Raw genomic sequence first — 24,258 nt, 5'->3', positions numbered from 1 at the left:
GTAATACAAGTATGAACACGTATTATGAATGGCAATGGCTTATACAACGCACTCAAGAGTGCGCTCGCTGCATTATTGCAGAATCTGCAGCGAAAGAATTAGACGACTGGCAAGGTCTTGCTGCCGAATATTTTCGCGAGAAAATGAGTGATATTTCTCATCAAGCTTATTCTCTCTACAACATTCGTGGAGGAATATAGTATGTCTTGGAAAGTTATATCCTCCGTTTCAGGCGGCATAAATCTTACTACTTCTAGGCGCTCAGCTTATGAGGCTGTTTCTAGAAAATTGCGCGCTCATGCGCATGAGTTATCAACTCTAAGTTCTTCTTGGCATCATGCAGCAATGGTTATTTCCAGCCAAATGTCAGCTTTTAAAAAAGCTGATGGTTTTGCTGGAAATTATGTGACTTCTTCACCTTTTGCTTCTAAAAATTCTGCTTCTTCACTAACACCAAGCATGTGCTTAAGTTATGCGAAAGAATGCCAAAGATTGTCTGAGCGTTTAGAATATCTTTCCTCGCTTATTATTCGAGCGAATAGTATTTATGAAAGTGCAGATTTTAGAGCGAAAGAAGCTTTTGATAATAAGATTGCGTTTATAGCTTCAATATTTCCTACTATTTCTTTGCAACTTTTTTCTGCTGGAGCAATGTCAGCTTTGAAAGATTCTAAGGAAAATACTGGCTTTAAGTATTTTGCAAAATGGTCTAACGCAACTCGTTATTCTCAGCAGGGAATGATTCGTGGATTATCTAGAAATATTATGCTGAATCCTGTTACATCTTTGCCAATATTTACTTTAGGAATAATGCAAAGCAGTCGTAAAAATGATCTTCCGAAAAAAGCTAAGATTGCGTCACGTAACTTTTTGAAATATGTTAGCGAAAACTTTAAATCCCCAGTTCCTTTTGTTTCTGGCGCTTTAAGCTTAGTTACAGCTCGCATTAATAATGCTAATCAGGGAAATAATTTACGAGTTACTCGCATAAAACAGCCTTTGAAAAAGCCACAATTTGTGCTTTCAAAGCCTGGGCATACTCTTCGCGACGCACTTGATAATCTTACAGAGCTTGGTAGAGGAAACTTAGGTATTCGTCCACCTTTAGCTAATCCGGATGCTGCAACTATTGCTATTCAACGCTTTAAAAAAGCTGATGGTCGTACTTCATGGTTGGTTATTATTCCTGGAACTGACGGCAAACCTCATTCGCCTTTTGGCTGGGAGCAGAATCTTGAAGCAATGAGCAATACGCCTTTAGCTAGAAAACAGGCTGATAGCACAAGAATGGTTATTGAAGCTATGAAACGTTCTGGAATTAAGCCTAAAGACCCAGTTGCGCTTATTGGGCATTCGCAAGGTGGTATTGTTGCTGCAAGTATTGCAAGCGACTATTCGAAAAAGTACAACATTAAGCATGTTGTTACTGCAGGCTCCCCTATTGCTAATCATCCTATTCCTAAACGAACTTGGGTTACCAGTATTGAAATGGAAGATGAGTTAGTGCCTTCTCTTGATGGAAAGGAAAATCCGATTAGAAATAATTGGGTTACTATTCGAGGTAGAGCAACGCATGTTCGAGAAACTCCAAGACCATTTCCTCCTGGAGTAACGCGTTTTTCTGGGAGACTCTATTCGAAGAAAAAGTTTGATAAGAAAGGAATATTTGTTGAAGACGTTCCAGAAGATGGTACTTTAACGCATGATTTGCATTATCATCGAGCAGCGTACGAAGATGCTATGCAGTTAGGTTCTAAAAGCGTTCGCAGCCAGGATAAGCATTTTTATGATGTTATTGACGGCGAGCTACAGAGCACAACTTTATGGCAAGGAGTGATGAATTAGCGTTCAGTTAGCTTCATATTAGTGTTACATAAGTGTGAGATTAGTGTTCGATTAGCGTTCAAATAGCGTAAATAATACGCGTATTGCTTTTGTTTATAAAGCTAATTCGCAGCATGATGTAACCTTGCAATTATGAAGCTTACTGATATTTCTCCTGCAATAGCTCTTACTCCACTTGATGGACGATACCATAAACAAACTTCAGCACTCGTTGAATATTTAAGTGAACCTGCGCTAAATCGCGAACGTATGCGCGTAGAAGTTGAGTGGATGATTCTTTTAGCTAACGGATACGCTGGAAATAATTGGAATCCTATTGTTCGTGGTGTTAAGCCTTTAACGGACGAAGAGTGCGCATACTTGCGTTCTATTCCAGAAGATTTTGATGCTGAAGGTATTGCACGTCATGCTGCTCACGAAGCTGTAACGCATCACGATGTTAAAGCAGTTGAATATTACATTGATGACGCTTTGGATGAAGCTGAAGAAAAGTTGGGTCACGAAACCGAATTGTCGTCATTAAAAACTTTAGTGCACTTCTCTTGCACAAGTGAGGATATTAATAATCTTTCTATTGCAAGATGCGTTAAGCAGGCAGTTTACAACGTGTATCTTCCAAATTTGAAAGCAATTGTTTCTTATTTGGTTGAGCATGCTAAAGAGTATCGCGACTTGCCAATGCTTTCTTTAACTCACGGCCAGCCTGCTACCCCAACAACTTTGGGCAAAGAATTAGCTGTGTTTGCTTACCGTTTGCAACGTCAACTTAAGCATCTTGATGCACAAGAATATTTGGGCAAAATTAATGGCGCAACCGGCACTTTTGGCGCGCACTTGGCAGCTTTTCCGGAAGTTGATTGGATTAGTGTTTCTAAAGAATTTGTTGAAAATCGCATGAATCTTCAATGGAATCCTTTAACCACTCAGATTGAAAGTCACGACTGGCAGGCTGAACTTTATAGCACAGTAAGCCACGTGAATCATATTTTGCACAATCTCGCAGTTGATGTGTGGATGTATATTTCTCGCGGAATTTTCGTGCAAGTTCCTGTAAAGGGAGCTACCGGCTCTTCTACAATGCCGCACAAGGTTAATCCGATTCGTTTCGAAAATGCTGAAGCTAATCTTGAAATTTCATGCTCACTATTCGACACTTTGTGCGCAACTTTGACAGAAAGCCGCTGGCAGAGAGATCTTACAGATTCTACAACTCAAAGAAATGTTGGTTCTGCTTTTGGCTACGCGCTTCTTGCTTTGAATAATCTTTTAGGCGGCTTGGAATCTATCCACCCTAATAAAGATTTTATGGCTCGTGAATTAGACGAAAATTGGGAAGTTCTTGGCGAACCAATTCAAACAGCTATGCGAGCTGAAGAAATCGCTGGTGTTCCTGGAATGGAACGTCCGTATGAGCAGGTAAAAGAACTTATGCGAGGCCATACTATTTCTCAAAAAGACGTTGAAGAGTTTATTGCTTCTCGAGCTTTTGATGAAAGCACTGCTGAAAGATTGCAAAAAATGACCCCAGCTTCTTACACTGGTTTTGCTTCACGATTGGTGGATTTTATTCAATAAGTAGACGGTAGTGAAATGCAATCTAGCATAAATCCAAATCTTGTTATTGAAGATTCGCAGCCTAGCTTAGTTCGAAGTTGGGCTGATTTGCTTTACTCGCTATGCTCCATTTTTGTTGTAGCACTTACAGTGTTATCAACAATTTGGTTTTCTTCAACAGCAAATGTTGTTGAAATAAACGCAAGTAACGCAAGCAAAATAATAGTTGGCCTTGCTATTAACGGCATGCCATGCGCGCTTATTCAACAGGCTCTTACGCTTATTGTTGTTGCTGAAGTGATTGTGCATATGGCTTCCGATAGGCGTTGGGTTGATACTTCTATTTCGGTTATTACGTTATTTATAACCTATGGTGCAGTTTGGCTACTATCCGGAATTTTAATGTCAACTCATAATTCGACTATGATTTCCGCGTTGCATCCGCAACCGGTGTCGAATTGGTCGGAACTAATTCCGGATACATACGCTGTTTTAGTTGCTTTTCTTACAATAAGCGGCCCTAGACACGAATACCGCCACGTTAAATGGGGTTGGGATGCGCTGTTTATTGTTACTGCAATACTTCTATTTTCTTCCTGGGACTCCTACCCTGGAGTTCTTATATCGTATTGCTTAGGAAGAGCAATCGGAACGCTTATTCGTTTCGCAAAAGGAACGCGTAGTAAAGGCGCTTGGGGCGACGATATTGTTCTTGCGCTCAAAAATATTGGAATCGATAATCTTACGCAACTTATTCGCAGAACTCAGCAAGCTGATCATACTGGAGTTCTTCGCTCAAGCCTTGACGATGATTTAATCGAAAATTCTAGACTTTACGACGCAACTGATATTCACGGAATGCGTTACGTAATTTCCGTATTGGATAATCAAGTGCATTTGCCAGGCTATTTAAACCAGCTGTGGCAGTGGGTGCGTTTGGTTGATATTCCAACTCGTCGCGATCGTTCAGCTAGGCATTCAGTTCACCATCATCTTTCTATGCTTCTTGTTTTGCGTAATCTTCATTTGCCAACCGCGAATGTTTACGGAGTAAGCGATAGTGATAAATCTTCAATAATGGTTTTTCACGCATCGAATGCTTTGCTTCCATGCAATCTAAATACTCTAACTGTTGAAGACGCTGCAAAACTTATGCGCTATGTTGATGCCGCTAATATGCGCGGTATTACGCATAGAAGGATTACTCCGGAAACTATTGCTCGCTTAGAAGATGGAACTCCTGTTATTGCTGGATGGCAAAATGGCGATGTTGCAAGCGATTCAACAAATATTGCGTTAGATAAAGTGCAATTACTTACGCTTATTGCAGCATGCACAGATATTGATACTGCAATTGAAGCTGCTCTTAACGCTTGGGGTGCGGATAAGTTGGCAGAAATGCTTCCGTTTATGCAAAAAGCTGCTATTCCTGCTTCAACTCGTTCTCTTCCTTCTTGGAATAAGAAAGTTTTTGAAAATCTTTGTACTTCTTTGACTAAAACTGTTTCTTTGCACACTGATGAAGAAGACTACGACACTGTGCGTTTGGCAAGATTTAGCGTTAGGTTCTTTGTTAGCTTGGTGCTTTCGGTTGTTGCAGTTGCTGTTATTGCCACTCAATGGCATCCTCAAGAAGTTTTCGCAGCACTACGAAACGCAAATAGTTACATGGTATTCATGTGCTTTATTTGCAGCATGCTTGCTTGGGTTGGTTCTGCAATAACGCTTGGATCGTTTATGGATGATCAAAAACCTTCCGCAACAATTTTATTCGCATCACAGGCAGCTTCTGGTTTTACTGCAGTTTCTATGCCGGCTGGAGTTGGTCCTGCTTTCGTAAATATGCAATTGCTTAAGAAGAATGGTTATAATTCAACTCAAGCTACTGCTATTACTAGCGCAGTTTGGCTTATTCAAGCACTTATAACAACAATCGTATTGCTTGTTATTGGCATTTTTACTGGTAAAAATGTGCTTTCGGGTATGATTCCTGCACATATGCTTATTACAGTTATTGGAATTATTACTCTTATAGTTTGCACTTTAATGGCTATACCTGCAGCAAGAAAAGTTGTTCGTAAGCATTATCTTCCGATTCTTTCTGATTACGGTCATCAAATTAAGGAACTTATTTCTAGGCCGTTACAGCTTATAGTCGGTTCTTTTGGAGCAGTAGCTTTAGTTGCTTGCGTTGGTTTGGGTTATTGGGTTGCTTTACTAGCTTTCGGATACTATGCGAATCCTTGGGAAACAATTCTTTTGTTCTTGCTGGCTAATACTGCAGGTTCCGCAGTACCTACGCCTGGCGGTTTAGGAGCGGTTGAAGCATCGCTTACATTTGCTTTTACTTCTGTAGGCGTTCCTCCTGCTATTGCATTATCTTCTACACTGCTTTACAGGCTTATGTTCTACTGGTTAAGAATACCTTTGGGCGCAATTGCAATGAATTGGCTTAACAAAAATGAGCTAATATAATTGCAAATTTTGCAAACAATTGTGTAGTTAATATAGTTCATATCGCATTATGACTACTACAAAAACATTTTTTATGAAAAATAACTAAAAATATTAAGAAAAATGCAAAAAATGGCTACATTTGTAGGGAAAATGTACTAATATCAAGTATGAACGTGGCCTTTGCAAGAAAAGGCCCCTAACACAAAGGATGCTGCATGGCATACAACAAGTCTGATCTTGTTTCTAAGATCGCACAGAAGTCCAACCTGACCAAGGCGCAGGCCGAAGCCGCCGTCAACGCATTCCAGGATGTGTTCGTTGAGGCTTTGCAGTCCGGTGAAGGTCTTAAGCTTACCGGTCTGTTCTCCGCAGAGCGCGTAAAGCGCGCTGAGCGCACTGGCCGCAACCCGCGTACCGGTGAAACCATCAAGATTCCAGCTTCTTACGGTGTACGTATCTCCGCTGGTTCCTTGTTGAAGAAGGCTGTTACCGCCTGAAATTAGGTGTTGACGCATTTTGTGCGTAAATTAAGAAGGACGCTCCGAAGTTGGAGCGCCCTTCTTTTTTAATCCCGTTTATTTAATCTCGTTTATAAGTCGCCACGTTCCATTTTTCTCAAACGCGGCTCTGCACTATCTTTTGCGCCTGTAATACGATAAACGTCAAAAACGCCTTCGATTTTACGAATAGCAGCAAGTAGCGTAGCTAAATGCTGAGGATCTGCCATTTCAAAAGTAAATTGGCTAGTTGCAACACGATCATCACCTGTAGCAATCGTTCCGGAAAGAATATTTACTCCATGGTCAGAAAGAACTCGCGTAACATCAGAAAGCAAATGCTGCCTATCCAAAGCTTCAACTTGAACCTTAACTAAGAACAAGCCTTTATCGCTAGTCCACTGAACAGGAATAACACGTTCAGGCTGCGTTTTTTGCAAGTCAATCATATTTTGGCAGTCAGTTCGATGCACTGATACGCCTTGGTTTCTTGTAATAAAACCAATAATATTATCTCCAGGAACTGGCATGCAGCATCGAGCAAGCTTAACCCAAACGTCTCCTACACCTTTAACCGAAACGCCTAATGCGCCGTTAGATTTACGGTTACGCTCAACGTGCTTAAGTGGAAGCGCTTCCTGCTCTACTTCTTCCGCAACTTCGTCAGCGCCAGCATCTTTAACTAATCTGGAAATAACGTTTTGCGTAGAAACTTGACCTTCGCCAATCGCAGCGTATAAAGACTCAACGTTAGTTGGCAAATTAAGTTCATCAGCAACACCAATTAAAGCCTGCTGAGTCATCAAAGTAGTAAGAGGCAAGTTACGCTTACGCATAGCACGAGTTAGCTCGTCCTTGCCCTCTTCAATGGCCTCAGAGCGGCGTTCCTTGCTAAACCATTGGCGAATCTTATTTCTAGCGCGAGGGCTTTTAACAAAACTCAACCAATCTCGAGACGGGCCTGCAGTATCTGACTTTGAAGTAAGAACTTCAACCGTGTCTCCATTAACAAGTTTCGTATCAAGAGGAACCAAGCGCCCATTTACTCGAGCGCCCATCATTCGGTGTCCAACTTCAGTGTGAACAGAGTACGCAAAGTCAACAGGTGTAGCATCCTGTGGAAGCGCAACAATACTCCCCTTTGGAGTAAACACGTAAACTTCTGAAGCTCCAAGATCTTGCTTTAGCGAACCCAAGAACTCGTCAGAATCAGGCGTTTCACTAGTCCAATCTGCAAGCTGCTGAATCCATTTAAGATTATCTGCTTCGCTAAGTTCTTTACGATCTTCAAGCTCTCCTTCGCGCTTACGATCGTCACTATCTGGCTTACTTAAAGCTCTACCAGCCTGGCCGTTTGCCTTGTACTTCCAGTGAGCAGCAATACCAAATTCAGCGCGCCTATGCATATCCCAAGTGCGAATCTGAATCTCAACAGGCTTTCCACCAGGGCCTACAACCGTGGTATGCAAGCTTTGATACATATTTAGCTTAGGAGTTGCAATATAGTCTTTAAAACGTCCTGGAACAGGGCTCCAACGTGCGTGAACCGCACCTAATGCTGCATAACAGTCGCGAATTGAATCAACAATGATTCTAACGCCAACAAGATCGTAAATATTTTCAAAATCGTGCCCACGCACAATCATTTTTTGGTAAATAGAGAAGTAATCTTTTGGACGACCCTTTACGGAAGCTTCAACATGCTGAGCTTTTAAATCAGCATTGATTTCTTCAAGAATTTGACGCAAATAAACTTCACGCTGACCGGCTCTACGAGCAACTAAAACCACAATTTCGTTATAAATTTTTGGATATAAAACTTTAAAACTTAACTCTTCAAGCTCTGTTTTAATTGCGTTCATACCAAGACGATTTGCTAAAGGAGCGTAAACGTCAAGAGTTTCACGAGCTTTTTTGTGTGAACTTGCTGGTTTAACATAACGCCATGTTCGAGCATTGTGCAAGCGGTCTGCAAGTTTTACTACTAAAACTCGCACATCCCTGCTCATAGCAACTACCATTTTTCGAATAGTTTCTGCCTGAGCGCTTTCACCATATTCCATTTTTGAGATTTTGGTAACGCCATCTACTAATCCTGCAACAGTGTCACCAAATTCTGCCCTACACTCTTCAAGCGTGTAGTCTGTGTCTTCCACAGTGTCGTGTAACAATCCTGCTGCAACAACAATCGGACCCATACCAAGATCTGCAAGTATTTGAGCAACTGCAAGAGGGTGAATAATATAAGGCTCTCCAGATTTACGGCGTTGCCCTGTATGTTGCTTTACAGCGCGAGCATAAGCCCTGTGAAGAATGCTCATGTCTTCATCAGGATGATGCCATTTACACATGCTTAAAATTGGCAACAATGGGTTACGAGAATCCGCGCTGATTTCGCATCCAAGTCTATGAGCACCTTTTACATCTTCTTGAAGTTCACCCATTGCAACACCTCCTGGTATTGTCTACTATCCTACCCGCTACAAGCATTATGCTCTACAAAATTTTTATAAGCAAATCAAATAAATCTGAATACAATAAATCCGACACAGCATAAAACTGGTCGGATTATTGAATTAGATTATTTTACTCCTGTTGAGCCAAAGCCTTTATCTGAACGATCTGAACCAGGCAATTGTGCAGCTGGAATAAATTGCGCTTCTACGTAACGTTGTATAACCATTTGCGCAATGCGATCGCCACGATGGAAATGCACTGTGTTTTCAGGGTCCAAATTAATAAGTGGTACTTTAATTTCCCCACGGTATCCAGCATCAACTGTTCCAGGAGCGTTCAACACAGTTACGCCCTGCTTAGCTGCTAAACCAGAACGCGGATGCACTAAAGCAACATAACCTGCAGGCAAGCAAATAGCAACACCGGTTGGCACAAGCGCACGTTCAAATGGTCGCAAAGTAAAATCTTCAGTAGTTCTTAAATCAGCTCCAGCATCACCTGCATGCGCATAGCAAAGCGGAGGCAATTGAGAGCCTTCATCATTAAGATACTGAATTAATACTTCAACCTGTTCGGGGCCAGTATAGGTCTCGTCATATGCCATTTAAGCTGCGCACTCCTTGCAAACCGGCTGACCGTCAGCAGTAGTTTCAGCCAACTGGCTCCTATGCTTAACTAAGAAGCATTCAGAACAAATAAATTCGTCGCCTTGCATAGGAATAACAGTTACAGAAGCATCTTCGTTGCTTAAATCAGCACCTGGTAATTCGTAGTCTTCAGCAATAGCGTTTTCATCATCATCAATGTCGCTGCTTGTATTTTGAGAACCTTTGCTCAAAGCTTCCAACGACTCTTCGTCCTCATCTTTGCTACGAGGAGAATCATAATCCTGTGCCATTATGGTCCTTTCGTTTTTAAAGCTACCTTACGCGCATAGCATACACGAATGGTACCCCGTGGAATACACATATTTTATTTTACATATAGTGGTAAAGAATGCAGTGTATGGACTAAAGTATATACATAGTATTGTTACAAGCGAAGAAAGTGGTGCATAATGCTTGAAAATCCGCCAAAAGCGGCGAGTTTCGACCATGTTGATGCAGACGGCAATTTGATTTTTATTTGCGAAAACACGCCGTTGAGTATTCAAGTGGACGACACGCTGGAACGTGCCATTGCCGAATCACACCAGATTACTCGTCAAAACAACGACAAAAACGGCGAAGCAGACAATAACGCTACTTCGACTACAGCAACTTTACCTATTTCGCAAATTCAAGCCTTAATTCGCGCAGGCGTTGACCCTTCTCACGTAGCTCAACGTTACAATGTGAGCGAAACGCAAGTTCGACGCTTCTCTGCGGGTGTGGAAACAGAAAAACAGTACGCTATTGAGCAGTTCCTTCTAGTACCTGCACCAAAGCAAAGCAATATGCGCACTCTTGCAGACTTAATCGAGCGCACATTAGCTAAAGCACATATTGGCATGGAAACCATTAAATGGCGTGCAACACGTCGAGGTTTAGAGCCATGGCTTATTACAGCGACTTTTAAAACTGCCACACGAACTATTAAAGCTGAGTGGACTTGGAATATGCACGATAATTCAGTTACGTGCGCAAATCCTTCATCTCGCTTATTACTTGGAGAAGACGTAAACGCTGCTGAAAGCGCAAAACAGGCACCGTACGGCGGAGCTTACAGAGACACTGTAAGCATTAACTTCCCGTTTAATTCAGAAGAGTTGCCTGGAAATTCTATTCGCTCTGCTCGAATTGAGCGCGCAGTTTCGCAATGGGAGCTTCGTAACAGCGATAAACTTTCCGAAATAGCGCCTCAAACTGACGAGAATCAAGACTTGCAGTTCGAAGAAAATAAAAACGAGTCCGTTAAGAATTCTAAAAAAACGTCAGCACTTAAAAATGCGGGCGCAAAAAATAATAATTCTGAACAGACGCCGCTAATTGGTGCGGAAGAATCTTCTAAGAAGGAAACGCATTCTCCAGTTCAATCTGCACTTATTGACGATTCTCAAGCGCAAAAGTCTTTAGCTGCAAAAGTTAAAGAAGCAGAAAAAGCTGACGCTGCTGTAACTAAATCAGCAAGCGATGACGCAAACGCAGTAGTAAATAAAACTAATGCTGATGAAACAAGCGGAGTTGAGCAAAGTCAAGAATCTAATCGCGCTGAAAAAACATCTGCGGATCATAATAAGCGTAGAAGCGGTAGAGCTGCTGTTCCGAGCTGGGATGAGATTTTATTCGGCGAAGGCTGATAAGTCTGATATTGCTTTGTGAAGCTTGCTTTAAGTCAATAAGCTTACTTTAGGTCAATAAGACATGGAATATCCATTTCCATGTGAGTTATTGATCCGTGCACGCTTGGAAGGCTCATTGCTTTTTCGGACTGAATACGAGAATCAACAATAGTGCAAGAGTTACATGCTTGTACTAAAACATCTCCAATTACATCTTCCGCATTGGCATTAACTTCACCAAAAACACCGTCTTGAATAGCTTGTTTTTTACTTCGAATAAGCGCGTTATTGCCAAGAACTTCTTTCCAACGGCTAATAATATCTTCAGTATTAGCTTCAGAATCTGCATAAAGCATAACCGAACGAGGCTCTCCACCAACCAAGCTCACTGAGCGCATCAAATTTTCGTTCTTTGCAATATCGACAGTCAAGTCTGGATCGACTTCAATCATTCCATGATCTGCCGTAATAACAATTACAGTTCCAGGCGCGCAATTTCGCTGCAATAATCGCAATTGCGCATCAACTTGCTCAAAAGCCGCAACCCACTGCTCAGAATTCCAACCATAATTATGACCAACCTTATCCGTATCTCGCAAATATAAATACGTTAAGCCAGGAGTTTTAGTTGTTTCTGCAGCTTTCATAATTCTGGCTCTAGGAGTGCCGCCAGTAATATAATTCGCTCCACGAAAAGCAGCTTTAGTAAGAGGAGAATGCTCAAATTTTGGCAAACTTACACTATCTGAACGAACGCCTTTAGAAACCAAGCTTTCAAATATAGTTGGCTGCTGCTGTAATTCCAAAGGATCTGGAGCGTCATTAAATTGAATAAGCTGAGAAAGCTTTCCTGTTTTAGGATTCTTTTGGGTATACCCGGTCATGCAAGTAAGACCTGGGCATGTGCCAGTACCGAAAGTTGCCATTGCGGCAACAGTTGTGCTAGGAACGCAAGTTAAAATAGGACGCTGATTTAAAGGCTCGTTTAAAAGCGAACGCAAATAAGGTGCGTGACCTTTGCGCATAAGAATATTCCAATAACCTAAACCGTCAACAAGCACAACAATTGCAGCACGAGACTTAGGAATGCCAAGACTTTCACGCAAAACACTTGGGTTTTTATGTATTTTAGTGCATACAGGAGCGCCAATTGCGTCACTTAAAGCTGGCAAAATTGAAGAAATATGAAGCGCTCCCCCAATTCTTTTTGAAGAATCACTATTAGAAGAATTGCTATCGTATTCGCTTTTACTAATTTCACCACTCGTAAAATCTCCATAAGAAACATTGCTAACAAATTGCAACAATTCTTTTTGAGAAGGCACGTCAACACTCATACTCACTATTGAACCACTGATATAGAATAGAGCAAAATAAAATTGAGCGAGAAAAGCCCACAAAAAGCTTATTAATTAAGCAAAAATTAAGTAAAAACATGTAGTTTGTGCATATAAATTGGTAATATTAATAGCCGTAATATTATTCAAGGAGTTCTCAATATGCCTTCACGCCGTCATGCAACACAGCAAGCTTTCGATCCTAGAAAAGTTAAAGAGCATATTGTTGAAACACCATTGAATGAGGAAATGAGCAAATCATTCCTCGAATACGCTTATTCTGTTATTTACGCTCGCGCTCTTCCGGACGCAAGAGACGGCATGAAGCCTGTGCAACGCAGAATTATTTACCAAATGGGCAATATGAATTTAAGCCCTGATCACGCTTACATGAAGTCTGCTCGCGTAGTTGGCGAAGTAATGGGTAAGTTGCATCCTCACGGAGATTCAGCAATTTACGAAGCAATGGTTCGATTAGCGCAACCATTTTCACTACGTTTGCCTCTTGTTGACGGACACGGTAACTTTGGTTCTCTTGACGACGGCCCTGCAGCATCACGTTATACGGAAGCGCGTTTAGCTCCAGCAGCTCTTGGAATGAACGCGGATATTAACGAAGATACTGTTGATTTTGCGCCAAACTACGACAACAAGCTTAAAGAGCCTACTGTTCTGCCGTCTGCTATTCCAAACCTGCTAGTAAACGGAGCTTCCGGTATTGCTGTTGGTATGGCAACAAACATGGCAACGCATAATTTAGGCGAAGTCGTTGCAGCAGCAAAATACGTTATGAAACATCCTGAAGCCACATTGGACGATCTTATGAAACTCGTTCCAGGACCGGACTGGCCAGGCGGAGGCATTATTATTGGCCGAAGCGGAATCCGCGAAGCATACGAAACAGGACGAGGCGCGTTTACAACTCGCTCTACAACGCATATTGAGAATATTACCGCTCGCAAAAAAGCGATTATTGTTACCGAACTTCCGTTTATGGTTGGTCCTGAGCGAGTTTTAGAGCGAATTTCGCAAGGTGTTAAAGCTCGTAAACTAGATGGCATTTCTGGAGCGATTGATTTAACAGACAGGCACAATGGCACTCGTCTTGTTATTGAAATTAAAACAGGCTTTGACCCTAACGCAGTTCTTGCGCAACTTTTTAAGCACACTCCTCTTCAAGAAAGCTTTACTATTAACAATGTTGCGTTAGTAGACGGCAGACCTCACACAATGGGATTGCGTGAGCTTTTGGACGTGTGGATTGCACACCGCAGAACAGTTGTTAGAAGGCGCAGTGAATTTAGGCGCACGAAAGCTAAAGAGCGCTTGCACTTAGTTGACGGCCTTCTTCTTGCGCTTCTTGATATTGATGAGGTTATTCAAGTTATTCGCTCTTCTGAAGACGCGGATAGTGCAAAAACCAAGTTGATTAAAGTATTTGATCTTGACGAAATTCAAGCACAGTATATTCTCGACTTGCGTTTACGCAGACTTACTAAAATGAGCCGAATTGAGCTTGAAGCTGAACGCGACGATTTGCTTAAAAAAATTGAAGAACTTAACCAAATTTTAGGCTCTGAAGCGAAACTAGATAGCGTAGTAATAGCAGACATGGATGCTGCTGTTAAACAGTGGGATACTCCAAGACGAACAATTCTACTTGACGAAAATGAAGACGGAAGCTTTACTCCAGTTTCTTCAAGCGTAAGTAAAAACAGCGAAGATGATGCTATTAAAGCCGTTCAATCTGCTAATAAAATTACTTCAACACAAGCAGACTTAGCAGCCGCAGCCAAGCTCACGCGTAAATCTGGAGAAACAGACGCTGCAACAGCCGCGTCGGCAGCCTTGCAACTAAGCGACGAACCTTGCGCAGTAGCATTAAGCACTTCCGGATTAATCGCTAGAACAAGTGCCGAAGTGTTAGAACATTGGAATTCGCACAACAACAACGTATTTGACACACCTTGCGCAACAATGTTCGCAACAACTACTCGCGCAACATATGCTCTTATTACTTCAGCAGGACGCTTAGTATTAGCGCAAGTTTCGGATCTTCCACAACTACATTACGAAGAAGAAAAGCCGGCGCTACTATCTCACGGAGTAAAAGCGCAAGAATTGTTGCTGTCAACTCAAAGCACTGAGCCTGTAAAAGGCGAACAAGTGATTGCGGCAATTGCATTAGACAATTCTAACGAAGCTACACCGCTTGCACTTGGAACAAAAAATGGCGTAGTAAAACGTTGGAACTGCGAAGCTCCAACAACCATGGACTCGTGGAGCATAATCGACTTGAAAGATGATGATTCTGTTATTGCTGCAGCACCAGCTAAAGATAACGACAGGCTCGTGTTCATTAGCACAGATTCTTCGCTTTTAACGTTTGACGCAAAGCAAGTTCGCCCTCAAGGACGCACAGCAGGCGGAATGGCTGGCATTCGCCTAGCAGAAGGCGCTAAAGTTGCAACCTTTGCTGTTGTGCCAGAAAAAGCAATCGAATGGCATTACGAAGAAGGCGAAAACGGATTATTCTCCGCATCTGGAACCGTAGTATTCACTGTTGCAGGAGACAGCGAAGCGCTTCCTGGAACAGAAAACGGTGCTGCAAAACTTACGCCGTTCGACATGTACCCAACAAAGGGGCGCGCAACCGGCGGCGTGCGCTCGCAACGATTCCTTAAAGGTCAAGATACTTTAATTCACGCATACGTTGGATACTATCCTTTGCAAGCTGTTACAGAAGGTGGAAGTAACGTGGAGCTACCTAAACCAGATATGCGAAGGGACGGTTCTGGAACCGAACTTGTATCCCCAATTGCGCACATTGGGTAGGAAAAATAGTAAATAAATATTTTATACAGCATTTATTTATTAAAAGCATTTGTGTATTAAAGTAACGTAGTAAAATCGATACTGTTGCTTACGGAAATAATCTGTATAAAAGCCACAAAATAGCTTAGATATGGGTTTAAAATAAGTTATAAAAAGTTATAAAAAGGCTATAAGTCGGTTAGTCGATTAGTCGGTTATATAGATACAGAGAAAAGGAACGATTATGGCATTTTGTACTAACTGCGGTGCCAGTGTTGATGCAAACGATAAGTTCTGCGAACATTGCGGCGAATCTATTGAGCAGGTTACGCAGCCTGAGCAGGTTACGCAGCCTGAACAAGTTACTCAAACTGAGCAGGTTACGCAGATTAATCAAGTTCCGCAAACTGAACAATTTACGCAAGCTAATCAACCATCCGAGCAAGCCGCAATCACACAAAAACCAAATAAGAAACATTCAAAGCTGATTGTTGCAATCATCTCATTAATTGTCATACTAGCTGCTGCTATTTTCGGCATCACATATTACTTTGTGAATCAAAACAAAACGGTTACAATTCCAGTAATAAAAGTTGCGAATGCTCAAGAAGCTGTTAAAAAACTTCGAAGCCGAGGCTTAAAAGTGCGCGTTATTCAAGAATTTGGGCGCGCAAAGCGAGGATCTTTCTTAAAGATAAAGGGCGCCAAGCCAGGAGAAGCTGTAAAAGCATCTAGAATAGTTACCGTCGTTGAATCTTTAGGTCCTGGAATGCCAAAAAATGTTATTGGCAAAACATTGAAGGAAATCACTAAAGAAGTAAAAGAAATGGGAATCAAAGTGCAGGTTCATAAAGTTGCTGCAACTTCAAAGCCTGGCACTGTTGTAGCAACTTACCCAACTCCTGGACACGCTTTTGTTCCTGCTTACGAAGGTGACAATATGCACATCGCTATTGCTACACCTATTGATAGTAAAGACTATGGAAAAGTTGTGCCTGCAGACATATTAGGAAAAGATAAGAATACTGCAAAGAAGATGCTTGAAAAAGCTGGCATAACTAACTACAAATTAAAGCCAAGATTCTCTTCGAAAGATTTCGTTGGTAAGATTACCGGCTCCTACCCTGATTTAGGCGACTTATATGCCATGAACACTGGAGATATTACAGTGTATTACGGTGTTGGTGCCAATGAAACAAAAGAAGTGCTAACTAAAAAAATGCATTTGGGCGGAATGGATAATGCTGATGTTCGAGTAACAAAAGGCCTTTCTCCAATTGCAGGAGTTTGGTGCAAGAAAGGCGGCGATTGCCTGTACTTCAATGAAGCACCATCGTCTAATCAAGGTGAATCTACAGTTGTGTTGGGAACGCGTATTGGCGATTTAATGCATGATGGAACGTCGCCTATGCTTATGTCTGATGACAATTATCTTAGTATGAGTAACTTTTCGCAAGATATATCGGCACCTATTCTGTACGATAAAAAATCACCTGCGTATGACATGATGAAAAATCATTTGCTTTCTGGCGATACTGGCGCAGTAGAATTCTACAAAGGATTCGGCCTACCATCTTGCGGAAACGATATCTCATACCCATCACCAGGTACAGTAGTTTGTGAGCATGGTAAAGAGATAAACGCAGAAAACAGTCCTGAAAAATTTGATGATCAAGGAATGTATACTGGTTCTTCCAAAGATGCTAATACAGGATTAACTTACAAAATGCATGATTTCTTTGTGCTAGTTCCTGTAAATACAAAATTTGAGGAACTTGAAAAGAGCGGATACTTTAAGGGCGAAGGTAAAAATAAGCCTGATTTTAGCCGACCGTTCATTATGCGAAGAGATCCAAAGCTGTACGATAAAACACAAGTAGCTATTCCTGATGACAGTGGGGTTGGACCAGATTATCCAACTAGCCCGTTTGTGCCGACAAGAAAGAACAAGCCAGTTCCTTTCGCGCCAGCTCCAGACGATAGCAACGTTTACTACAAGCTTGAAGATCCTATTAACTGGTCACTGCTTGATATTATTAAAACGTTTAATTAGTGCTTTTGCTAAATTGCAAAACAAATTAGAATGAGTACCCGTTAGCTGTTTGATATTGAAGCGCACCGCGCTTTCAACGCAAAATAAGGCTTCTGCTTAGTGTATTAAACATTAAACAGAAGCCTTAATTATTAAAACGTAAGCAATTAAAACGTAGGCAATTAAAACTACGTATTGCTTGCCACTTACGATTTACAATTTACAAGTTACAACTAATTTCTGCGCTTGCGCGTTGCAGCAAATGATTCAGCAAGTCCGGCAAGACCAGCGAAAAGCGAAGCAATTGCGGAAGCGAGAACTGGGGTTGCAGTTGAGCCGGTTTTAGACAAGCGATAACTTTTGGCAGAAACGTGCTTCAATTCTGGACGCTTTTGCTGAACAGCAACGTAAGACTGCTCTTGCTTAGTTGAAACTTCTGCGGACTTTGGCTCAGAAGAACACTGATCTGATTCCTGTTTAAATGCCGAAAGAGCAGCATTCTCAACCATAAACGGAACAGCCATAGGAGAAGACTCATAAGGCTTAACAGGAAAATCAGTCTCCGGAGTTAGGTCTATATCCGGAATATCATCCCAATCAATATCCTGCTCCGGTTCCGGTTCCGGCGTTGGAGCTGGTTCTGGTTCAGGCTCCGGCTCTGGCGTAGGAACTGGCGGAGTTGGCGGTTTAGGCGTATAAGAGCTATACACCGAAATATCGCCATTCACAGTAGTATCACCAGTGAACTGAGTAACTTTACCATCTTGCCGCATAAGCCAGCCGTTAAAAGTAAACCCAGGCTTCGTAGGATCATCCGGCATAGACTGGTCAGTTAAAGAATCGCCATTTATCGAGTAACCATCTTCAACATGTCTTACTGAACTATTGCTTCCGTCTACAAACGTAACCGTGTCAATCTTAGGAAGAATTTTATATGTAAAATTAGCGTTAATAATAGGTCTTGCTGGAGTAAAGCCTGCGTGACTATCACAAAGCATCCATGCACCGTATAGAGTACCTGGTTTTGATGCAATAATCTTACCGTCTTTAGTTTTGTTAAAATATCCAGTTTTTTCAGCAAGAACATAATTTTGACTATCCTTGCTAGTTACAAAACCTCCATAAGAGGATATTGTGTCAGGATTTTTATCATTTTGCTTAATAATAAGTGGATTCTTAAATTCATCACCAACTCTAACTTTTATTTCAAATTCCTGGCCAAAGAATGGCATTTCTTTCATGTCATTACTCAAACCATCTATTGGCAATAATTCATAATCACTCGTTTTATTAGCAAAATCTATTTCAGAAATCTTATTTCTGCTAAATGCATATTTCAAAATTCCAGCCAAATAGTATTCTTTTTTATCTTCTTTGTTGAGCTTGTCTTTACCATCAATCTTTCCATCAAATACGACCTTTTGAATTTCATTAGCATGAAAAGCACCATTTTGTATAGAAATTACATTTTTAGGAATTACAACTGTTCCTTTAATTTTGTTCCAGCCAAATGCTCCGTACCCTATAATTTTAAGAGATTGAGGAAGCGTAACACTTTCGATATATTGTTCGCCATCAATATGTTTATTCTCTCCACCAACTTTTGTCACAGCACCATTAAAAGCAACATCTCCGATTACTTCAATACCATCTGGAATGACAATATGCGGATTCTTCTTAAGCTTAGCAAGGCCCTTTTCATTAAGACCTTTTATTATTTTATCAACAATACCGGTAGAAGTCTTAACGTACTTCCTATAACCAATCTGCTTGCCGTCAGGAGTAATGTTAAAATCATCACGCGTCCAAGTCAAAGAATCATCAGTAGGAGTAGTAGAAGAATTAACACCATCACTATGCTCGGAAGTGCTTATTACACTTCTATCTTCATGCATGCTTTTTACAACATCAGTTTGTGAAATATTTGTTTTATTAGCTTTATTAGCTTCAGAAGAGCCAATATCTTGAGAGGATTTTACAACAGAAGTGCTATTGAAAGCAGACCCCCCCCCATTAGCTGAACTAGAATCTTCACTCTTCAAGTTTTGAGTCGTAGATGAATCATCTTTAGAAACTTTTTCAGAAGTTACTCCATCAACAGAAGTTACAGTAGAAGCATTCACAGAACTAGTAGAAGTAGAAGTAGAAACATCAGCAGCATTCGCGCTCTGTGCCATGCAAAAAGCGCAAGCCGCAGTAGCAATACTTGCCATCGTAGTAGACAGCAAAATCGAAGTTCTTTTATTCATCTTGCCCTCTTTTTAGAAAATATAAAAATTATTTAATAAAAACTCACACACTCTGCTCTCATAACATTGCTAAGCAACGTATATATACAATTATATGAATAACCTCATATCAACATAACAAAATGTGACCAAGCTCACAAATTAGCAATTACTATTTACCAAACAAATCAGAATGAGTGCCTGTGCAACTGTTTGATATTGAAGAGCAGTGATATTTCAACTCAAGCGAGGTCTCCCCTCGTCACACACCGTTACTAACTCAGCTACCCAACTGAGAAAGTAACGATAATTGGCAAAACACTGTTAAAAACTCAGTCAACCAGCTGAGAAAACAACACTCACAGCCTCAACACCGTTACTGACTCAGCTAATCAACTGAGAAAACAACAATGTTAAGCAAAACACCGTTACTATCTCAGTCAACTAGACGCATTGTTAGAACTACTTGCATCATGCATTTCTTCTAGCAAATCTTGCACCAAATATCCATCACTCATACAATGCATATCCGAAATACCGTTGCGCATTAAATCGTAAGTAACGGAATGATAAAACACGTCAAGAGCCTGCTCATAACTCAAACCAGCACGCTCAGCTAAAAGACTTACAACCCTCGCATACTTCTTTTGCAACAAAACAGGATTCGCCTTCAAAATCCCTCACTCCCCTAAAATTTTGCCACTTACACACTCGCTTTTTACGTATGTAAGACACAAATCAATAGCTTTTTGACTTCTAAAACAAATTTGATTATTGGGCTTTTCATATTTTAGCCTACCCAAAGCTTCAGCTTTAGTAATTAAATTATCAAAAAACAATTCAAGAGTGTTATAAACCTGATCGTTTGCCACTCCGCCGATTACTACATCAAAACTACTTGAGTCATTCCCGGAACGAGCATTAAGTATAAAATTAAGCCATTCTTCAGAATATGAATCAAACTTAAGCACAGACAATTCATTAAGAGCATCCTCATCAAAATCATAAGAAGAAACAAAAGCATCTTTGCCCTTGCGAATAAATTTCTTCGCCCACTTATCAGCCTGGCTGCGTATTGAAGTAGTGTAAAAACCTGCACCGAAATCAACATCTTTACGCGAATGCAATATGTCCGGAAATTCAACAGGCATAAACGAACCGTGATAAACAATCATACTTCCACACCTTTTTCGCGCATGAAAGAAATAATATCGTTCGTAATATAATCTTTTCCTTGAGTATGCAAAACATCATAAGATGGAACAATATAAGACATAAGAATATTACTTTTCTTAGTCAAAGCATCATACGTATCACGAGGGTTTTGATTAAGCTTTTTAGCAACATTTTCAATACAAAATATTGCAAAATCAAGCTTATCTTTGTCAAAGCTCGTTTGATTAATATCATTCATCTTCAAGATCTTTCAAAAACTCATCAAATGAACTATATGTTTTCACATTAGGATTAAATTTAAGTTGTTCAGCTTCTTCAAATGCAGCAAGCGTATCAGCATTAGGAATATGATATTTCTTGCAAAGGGCACAATCTGTTGTAGATAGATCAGAAATAGCATCTAAATCAGGCATACAACCCTCCTTTTGTAATAACATTATTAGAAATACATCTACTAGATAATGCGTATACAACAAGTTCTAACACATCTAACACAAGTCTACATCAAAAAAAATATAAATAAGGCTTCTGCTTAGTGTATTAAACATTAAACAGAAGCCTTAATTACTAAAACGTAAGCAATTAAAACTACGTATTGGTTATAACTTGTAAATTACAACTTACAAATTACAACTTATAACTAGTTTCTGCGCTTACGAGTTAAAGCAAATGATTCAGCAAGTCCGGCAAGACCTGCGAAAAGCGAGGCAATCGCGGAAGCGAGAATTGGGGTTGCAGTTGAGCCGGTTTTAGGAAGATGCTTAGCAACGTGCTTAGCTTGTTGTTCCGGCTGCTTTGGTTGCGAAGGAGCTGGTGCAGGTTCCGGCTCTGCTTCAGCAGGCGGCAAAATCGGAGCTGGAGCAACAATAAACGGAACAGGAACTGGCTCCGGCTCTTTATCCGGAGTCAAATCTATATCCGGAATATCATCCCAATCAATATCCGGCTCAGGTTCAGGCGTTGGCTCTGGTTCTGGCGTAGGAGCTGGCGGAGTTGGAGGGGTCGGCTTCTTAGTAACAGTCACCGTGGCAGCTGCTGTAGCAGTCTTGCCGCCGTTATCTGTTACACTAAACGTAATCTTATACGAACCAACTTTAGTATTATCAAAGCCACCATTATCAGTAAGCTGAACGCTGCTCTTTAAATCTCCATCTTCTTTATCGGTCGCAGAAACAACAAGACTATTTAAATCAAGCGAATCACCCTCAGTAATCGTCTTATTCTGAACTGTAATAACTGGTGGATAATCCTTGAAAATAGAGTAAACTGTTAAATCTTTATTTACAGTAGTGCTATCATCAAATACTTCACCAGTGCCGTCTTGCTTTTCATTCCAACCTTCAAAAGTAAACCCAGACTTCGTAGGATCATCCGGCATCTTCTGACCTTTAACACTCTCATCACTTATTCTTTTGCCTTCCTTAACTTGCACAGAAGCATAATTACTGTCATTGCCATTTACGAACGTAACCTTGTAAATCTTAGCCATAGGAATAATGTTGTAGGTGAATCGAGCAGAAGCAACATTGCGATTTTCCCCATTAACTGTGTCGTACAACATAACTAAGCCGCTTAATTTGCCAACTTTTTTAGCTATATATTCACCTTTGCTATTCTTTTCAAAATAAGATGAATAATCAAGTGTAACAAGACTACCGTTTTCAACAAAGCCTTCCATAGAATTTAGATGACCAGCATTTTCGCTAACACAAATAGGTCTTTTATATGCTTCTTCTACTTCAATAGTGATCTCTCCCAAATCCTGATTACTAAACGGTGCAGCATTTGGGTTATATTTTTCTTTACTATCAACACGGAATTTATAATCTGCCAGATTCCCCTGAAAATCTATTTCCTTAATTTTATTAGCTTGAAATGCTCTATTGCCGAGTCCTGCAACATAATAAGCATGATCATCAGTAGAATTAAATTTTCCAGTCTCTGCAAGCGTGGATTCAAACACTACTTTTTCTATTTCATTACCAAGGAAAGCCGCAGGATGAATTGCTATAACATTTTTAGGAATAACAATAGTTCCCTTAATTTTCTGCCACGAAAAAGCGCCATCTTCAATCACCTTAAGCGAATCAGGAAGTGTAACACCCTCAATATGAGTTTTATCAGTTTTTTTCCCAATAAAAGCTTGATTAAGAATTACTTCAACACCGTCAGGAATGACAATATGCGGGTTCTTCTTCAGCTTTGCAACGCCCTTTGCATTAAGTCCAGGATATCCATCAGTCTTGTTAAGCCCCGTGAGCCCAATAATTTTACCATCAGCAGAAATGTTAAAGTCATCACGCGTCCAAATCGTATCGTCTTGATCAGTAGTTGTATTATTACTCGCAGGACTATTGCTTTGGGCATTTTGTTGAGTGATAGTTTGAGATTGGCTAGAAGCAGAACCACTTGTAGCAGCATAGATTGCTGTAGATTGAACAGTTGTTGCAGAATCCGCAGTCTTCCCCTGTTCTGCAGTATTCTTAGGTTCTACAGTATTCTTAGACTCTGCAGTATTCTTTGGTTCTGCAGTTTTTACTTCCTTCTCAGAACCTTTAGCGAAAGCAGACCCCCCCCCATTGGTTGTATTAGAAGTTGCTGTAGAGGAAGTTGCGGAAGGAGAATTTACAGTCGTACTAACGCCAGTAGTCGCTGATGTTTCAGCAGCATTCGCAGTCTGTGCCATGCAAAAAGCGCAAGCCGCAGTAGCAATACTTATCATAGTCGTGCTCAAAATCACGCAAGTTCTCTTATTCATCTTCATCTCACCTAAATTTCTATTCCAAAACAATTGCCAAAATCAAGTACAAAAGTACAAAAATGGAATCAACACCCAAAATAAACCGCATACTGGTATTCGGGACATGAACAATTATAGAACCAAGCAAAAAACAAGCAACAAAATGTGACCAACCTCACACGCAAACTTGCAACAAGATTAATCAAACAAGATGAACAATCCACAAAGAATTATATTTGCATCAATAGATGCGTTTTTCTTGATAAAAACGATTATTTTTTGTATCATAAAAGTGGAGGTGGTGTATGAACAAGAACTATAATCAGAATCACACAAAAGAAGAAATTTCAGCAATACTTGCAAAGATAAAAGACTGCATAAAAAATGACCGTTTTACCATCTCGTTAAACGAAAATCGTCAGGAAAACATAAACTTCATTCGAGAATACAACATACGATCAGATATTCAGAAAAATATACTTCTCAACATTGAAGTAGAAGATTTTTGTCATTCGTTAAAAAACAAAAAAAGAGGCTATGAATATGAAACGCTTTACGTATTCGCGCCACGAGTAAAACTATCACACGTAGGTAAATGTGAGATGGTAAACATTTACACGAAGTTTAATATAATTACTATTTCTCAGCAAAATAGAACAGTTGTTATTTCATTCCATAAAGCAAATAAACAGATAGATTATTTATTTAACTAATCTAATAAACAACTCAAAAAAAATAATAAATCTGCTAATTTTCAATAAAAGGCTCATAATGAAAGATAATAAAACGTTTTGCGAAGAGTGCAGGAATGATGTTGAGTACTCAACAAAATCCGTTCCAATGAGTGCATCTATTAAAGGG

Annotated in this window: 19 protein-coding genes; 9 read left to right on the top strand and 10 right to left on the bottom strand. The window is 40.4% G+C overall.

Features of this window, described 5'->3' with window-relative positions; all coding sequences use genetic code 11:
• The first annotated feature begins 11 nt into the window (after nt 1-11).
• From ACTJLE_RS04005 to ACTJLE_RS03985, 5 genes are all read left to right on the top strand, one after another.
• Complete coding sequence (locus tag ACTJLE_RS04005; RefSeq protein ID WP_119486638.1) at nt 12-200, top strand: hypothetical protein; 189 nt, start codon at nt 12-14, stop codon at nt 198-200.
• A 1-nt stretch (nt 201) separates the two neighbouring features.
• Nucleotides 202-1,845: an esterase/lipase family protein gene (locus tag ACTJLE_RS04000; protein WP_481267530.1), complete on the top strand. Its 1,644-nt coding sequence runs from the start codon at nt 202-204 to the stop codon at nt 1,843-1,845.
• A 132-nt stretch (nt 1,846-1,977) separates the two neighbouring features.
• A complete protein-coding gene (gene purB, locus ACTJLE_RS03995; RefSeq protein WP_481267529.1) occupies nt 1,978-3,420 on the top strand; it encodes an adenylosuccinate lyase in 1,443 nt (480 codons plus the stop codon).
• Nucleotides 3,421-3,435: 15 nt separating this feature from the next.
• On the top strand, nt 3,436-5,874 hold the full coding sequence (locus tag ACTJLE_RS03990) for a lysylphosphatidylglycerol synthase transmembrane domain-containing protein (RefSeq protein WP_481267528.1): 2,439 nt from the start codon (nt 3,436-3,438) through the stop codon (nt 5,872-5,874).
• 197 nt (nt 5,875-6,071) lie between these two features.
• The gene (locus ACTJLE_RS03985) at nt 6,072-6,353 is read left to right on the top strand and encodes an HU family DNA-binding protein (RefSeq protein WP_004119480.1); all 282 of its coding nucleotides are present in this window, start codon (nt 6,072-6,074) and stop codon (nt 6,351-6,353) included.
• 92 nt (nt 6,354-6,445) lie between these two features.
• On the opposite strand, the gene ACTJLE_RS03980 is transcribed toward ACTJLE_RS03985, so the two are convergent.
• The 3 genes from ACTJLE_RS03980 to ACTJLE_RS03970 form a co-directional block, all read right to left on the bottom strand.
• Nucleotides 6,446-8,797, bottom strand: a complete 2,352-nt coding sequence (locus tag ACTJLE_RS03980) for a RelA/SpoT family protein (RefSeq protein WP_481267527.1) — start codon at nt 8,795-8,797, stop codon at nt 6,446-6,448.
• Between the two features lie 137 nt (nt 8,798-8,934).
• Complete coding sequence (gene dut, locus ACTJLE_RS03975) at nt 8,935-9,414, bottom strand: dUTP diphosphatase (protein ID WP_119486643.1); 480 nt, start codon at nt 9,412-9,414, stop codon at nt 8,935-8,937.
• Complete coding sequence (locus ACTJLE_RS03970; RefSeq protein ID WP_119486644.1) at nt 9,415-9,708, bottom strand: DUF4193 domain-containing protein; 294 nt, start codon at nt 9,706-9,708, stop codon at nt 9,415-9,417. It lies immediately after the preceding gene.
• A 159-nt stretch (nt 9,709-9,867) separates the two neighbouring features.
• Here ACTJLE_RS03970 and sepH point away from each other — a divergent pair, with 159 nt between their 5' ends.
• Nucleotides 9,868-11,088, top strand: a complete 1,221-nt coding sequence (gene sepH / locus ACTJLE_RS03965) for a septation protein SepH (protein ID WP_481267526.1) — start codon at nt 9,868-9,870, stop codon at nt 11,086-11,088.
• Nucleotides 11,089-11,132: 44 nt separating this feature from the next.
• Here the strand turns inward: sepH and ACTJLE_RS03960 are convergent, their stop codons facing one another.
• Nucleotides 11,133-12,407 (bottom strand): alkaline phosphatase family protein, encoded by a 1,275-nt coding sequence (locus ACTJLE_RS03960; protein ID WP_481267525.1) that lies wholly within the window; start codon nt 12,405-12,407, stop codon nt 11,133-11,135.
• A gap of 162 nt (nt 12,408-12,569) precedes the next feature.
• Between ACTJLE_RS03960 and ACTJLE_RS03955 the strand changes: the two genes are divergently transcribed.
• Together ACTJLE_RS03955 and ACTJLE_RS03950 are read left to right on the top strand one after the other, a co-directional pair.
• Nucleotides 12,570-15,242 (top strand): DNA gyrase/topoisomerase IV subunit A, encoded by a 2,673-nt coding sequence (locus ACTJLE_RS03955; protein WP_481267524.1) that lies wholly within the window; start codon nt 12,570-12,572, stop codon nt 15,240-15,242.
• A gap of 223 nt (nt 15,243-15,465) precedes the next feature.
• A complete protein-coding gene (locus ACTJLE_RS03950; protein WP_481267523.1) occupies nt 15,466-17,274 on the top strand; it encodes a PASTA domain-containing protein in 1,809 nt (602 codons plus the stop codon).
• Between the two features lie 212 nt (nt 17,275-17,486).
• Here the strand turns inward: ACTJLE_RS03950 and ACTJLE_RS03945 are convergent, their stop codons facing one another.
• The 6 genes from ACTJLE_RS03945 to ACTJLE_RS03920 all read right to left on the bottom strand — a co-directional run bounded on the left by ACTJLE_RS03945 (nt 17,487) and on the right by ACTJLE_RS03920 (nt 23,415).
• The gene (locus tag ACTJLE_RS03945; RefSeq protein WP_481267522.1) at nt 17,487-19,502 is read right to left on the bottom strand and encodes a leucine-rich repeat protein; all 2,016 of its coding nucleotides are present in this window, start codon (nt 19,500-19,502) and stop codon (nt 17,487-17,489) included.
• Nucleotides 19,503-19,921: 419 nt separating this feature from the next.
• Entirely contained in the window at nt 19,922-20,155 is a 234-nt protein-coding gene (locus ACTJLE_RS03940; RefSeq protein WP_481267521.1) for a DUF3791 domain-containing protein, read from the bottom strand.
• A 6-nt stretch (nt 20,156-20,161) separates the two neighbouring features.
• Entirely contained in the window at nt 20,162-20,656 is a 495-nt protein-coding gene (locus tag ACTJLE_RS03935; protein ID WP_481267520.1) for a DUF3990 domain-containing protein, read from the bottom strand.
• Nucleotides 20,653-20,895: a DUF3791 domain-containing protein gene (locus tag ACTJLE_RS03930; RefSeq protein WP_481267519.1), complete on the bottom strand. Its 243-nt coding sequence runs from the start codon at nt 20,893-20,895 to the stop codon at nt 20,653-20,655. The genes ACTJLE_RS03935 and ACTJLE_RS03930 overlap by 4 nt, the downstream gene beginning before the upstream one ends.
• Nucleotides 20,888-21,070, bottom strand: a complete 183-nt coding sequence (locus ACTJLE_RS03925; RefSeq protein WP_481267518.1) for a hypothetical protein — start codon at nt 21,068-21,070, stop codon at nt 20,888-20,890. Before ACTJLE_RS03925 ends, ACTJLE_RS03930 begins: the two co-directional genes overlap by 8 nt.
• Before the next feature lie 227 nt (nt 21,071-21,297).
• On the bottom strand, nt 21,298-23,415 hold the full coding sequence (locus ACTJLE_RS03920) for an InlB B-repeat-containing protein (protein WP_481267517.1): 2,118 nt from the start codon (nt 23,413-23,415) through the stop codon (nt 21,298-21,300).
• Between the two features lie 287 nt (nt 23,416-23,702).
• Here ACTJLE_RS03920 and ACTJLE_RS03915 point away from each other — a divergent pair, with 287 nt between their 5' ends.
• Nucleotides 23,703-24,110, top strand: coding sequence for a hypothetical protein (locus tag ACTJLE_RS03915; RefSeq protein WP_481267516.1), 408 nt, complete (start codon nt 23,703-23,705; stop codon nt 24,108-24,110).
• The last annotated feature ends 148 nt before the right edge of the window (nt 24,111-24,258 follow it).

This window comes from Gardnerella sp. CCPDSM (genome assembly GCF_056754715.1).
Note: the sequence above shows the minus strand (reverse complement) of the source record. Positions and strands in the feature narration are given on the sequence as shown.

What these genes read in the sequence shown, in the direction of transcription:
- ACTJLE_RS04005 (WP_119486638.1), top strand. Translation starts at nt 12, where the DNA reads ATGAACACGTATTATGAATGGCAATGGCTTATACAACGCACTCAAGAG.
- ACTJLE_RS04000 (WP_481267530.1), top strand. Translation starts at nt 202, where the DNA reads ATGTCTTGGAAAGTTATATCCTCCGTTTCAGGCGGCATAAATCTTACT.
- purB (WP_481267529.1), top strand. Translation starts at nt 1,978, where the DNA reads ATGAAGCTTACTGATATTTCTCCTGCAATAGCTCTTACTCCACTTGAT.
- ACTJLE_RS03990 (WP_481267528.1), top strand. Translation starts at nt 3,436, where the DNA reads ATGCAATCTAGCATAAATCCAAATCTTGTTATTGAAGATTCGCAGCCT.
- ACTJLE_RS03985 (WP_004119480.1), top strand. Translation starts at nt 6,072, where the DNA reads ATGGCATACAACAAGTCTGATCTTGTTTCTAAGATCGCACAGAAGTCC.
- ACTJLE_RS03980 (WP_481267527.1), bottom strand. Translation starts at nt 8,797, where the DNA reads ATGGGTGAACTTCAAGAAGATGTAAAAGGTGCTCATAGACTTGGATGC.
- dut (WP_119486643.1), bottom strand. Translation starts at nt 9,414, where the DNA reads ATGGCATATGACGAGACCTATACTGGCCCCGAACAGGTTGAAGTATTA.
- ACTJLE_RS03970 (WP_119486644.1), bottom strand. Translation starts at nt 9,708, where the DNA reads ATGGCACAGGATTATGATTCTCCTCGTAGCAAAGATGAGGACGAAGAG.
- sepH (WP_481267526.1), top strand. Translation starts at nt 9,868, where the DNA reads ATGCTTGAAAATCCGCCAAAAGCGGCGAGTTTCGACCATGTTGATGCA.
- ACTJLE_RS03960 (WP_481267525.1), bottom strand. Translation starts at nt 12,407, where the DNA reads ATGAGTGTTGACGTGCCTTCTCAAAAAGAATTGTTGCAATTTGTTAGC.
- ACTJLE_RS03955 (WP_481267524.1), top strand. Translation starts at nt 12,570, where the DNA reads ATGCCTTCACGCCGTCATGCAACACAGCAAGCTTTCGATCCTAGAAAA.
- ACTJLE_RS03950 (WP_481267523.1), top strand. Translation starts at nt 15,466, where the DNA reads ATGGCATTTTGTACTAACTGCGGTGCCAGTGTTGATGCAAACGATAAG.
- ACTJLE_RS03945 (WP_481267522.1), bottom strand. Translation starts at nt 19,502, where the DNA reads ATGAATAAAAGAACTTCGATTTTGCTGTCTACTACGATGGCAAGTATT.
- ACTJLE_RS03935 (WP_481267520.1), bottom strand. Translation starts at nt 20,656, where the DNA reads ATGATTGTTTATCACGGTTCGTTTATGCCTGTTGAATTTCCGGACATA.
- ACTJLE_RS03930 (WP_481267519.1), bottom strand. Translation starts at nt 20,895, where the DNA reads ATGAATGATATTAATCAAACGAGCTTTGACAAAGATAAGCTTGATTTT.
- ACTJLE_RS03925 (WP_481267518.1), bottom strand. Translation starts at nt 21,070, where the DNA reads ATGCCTGATTTAGATGCTATTTCTGATCTATCTACAACAGATTGTGCC.
- ACTJLE_RS03920 (WP_481267517.1), bottom strand. Translation starts at nt 23,415, where the DNA reads ATGAATAAGAGAACTTGCGTGATTTTGAGCACGACTATGATAAGTATT.
- ACTJLE_RS03915 (WP_481267516.1), top strand. Translation starts at nt 23,703, where the DNA reads ATGAACAAGAACTATAATCAGAATCACACAAAAGAAGAAATTTCAGCA.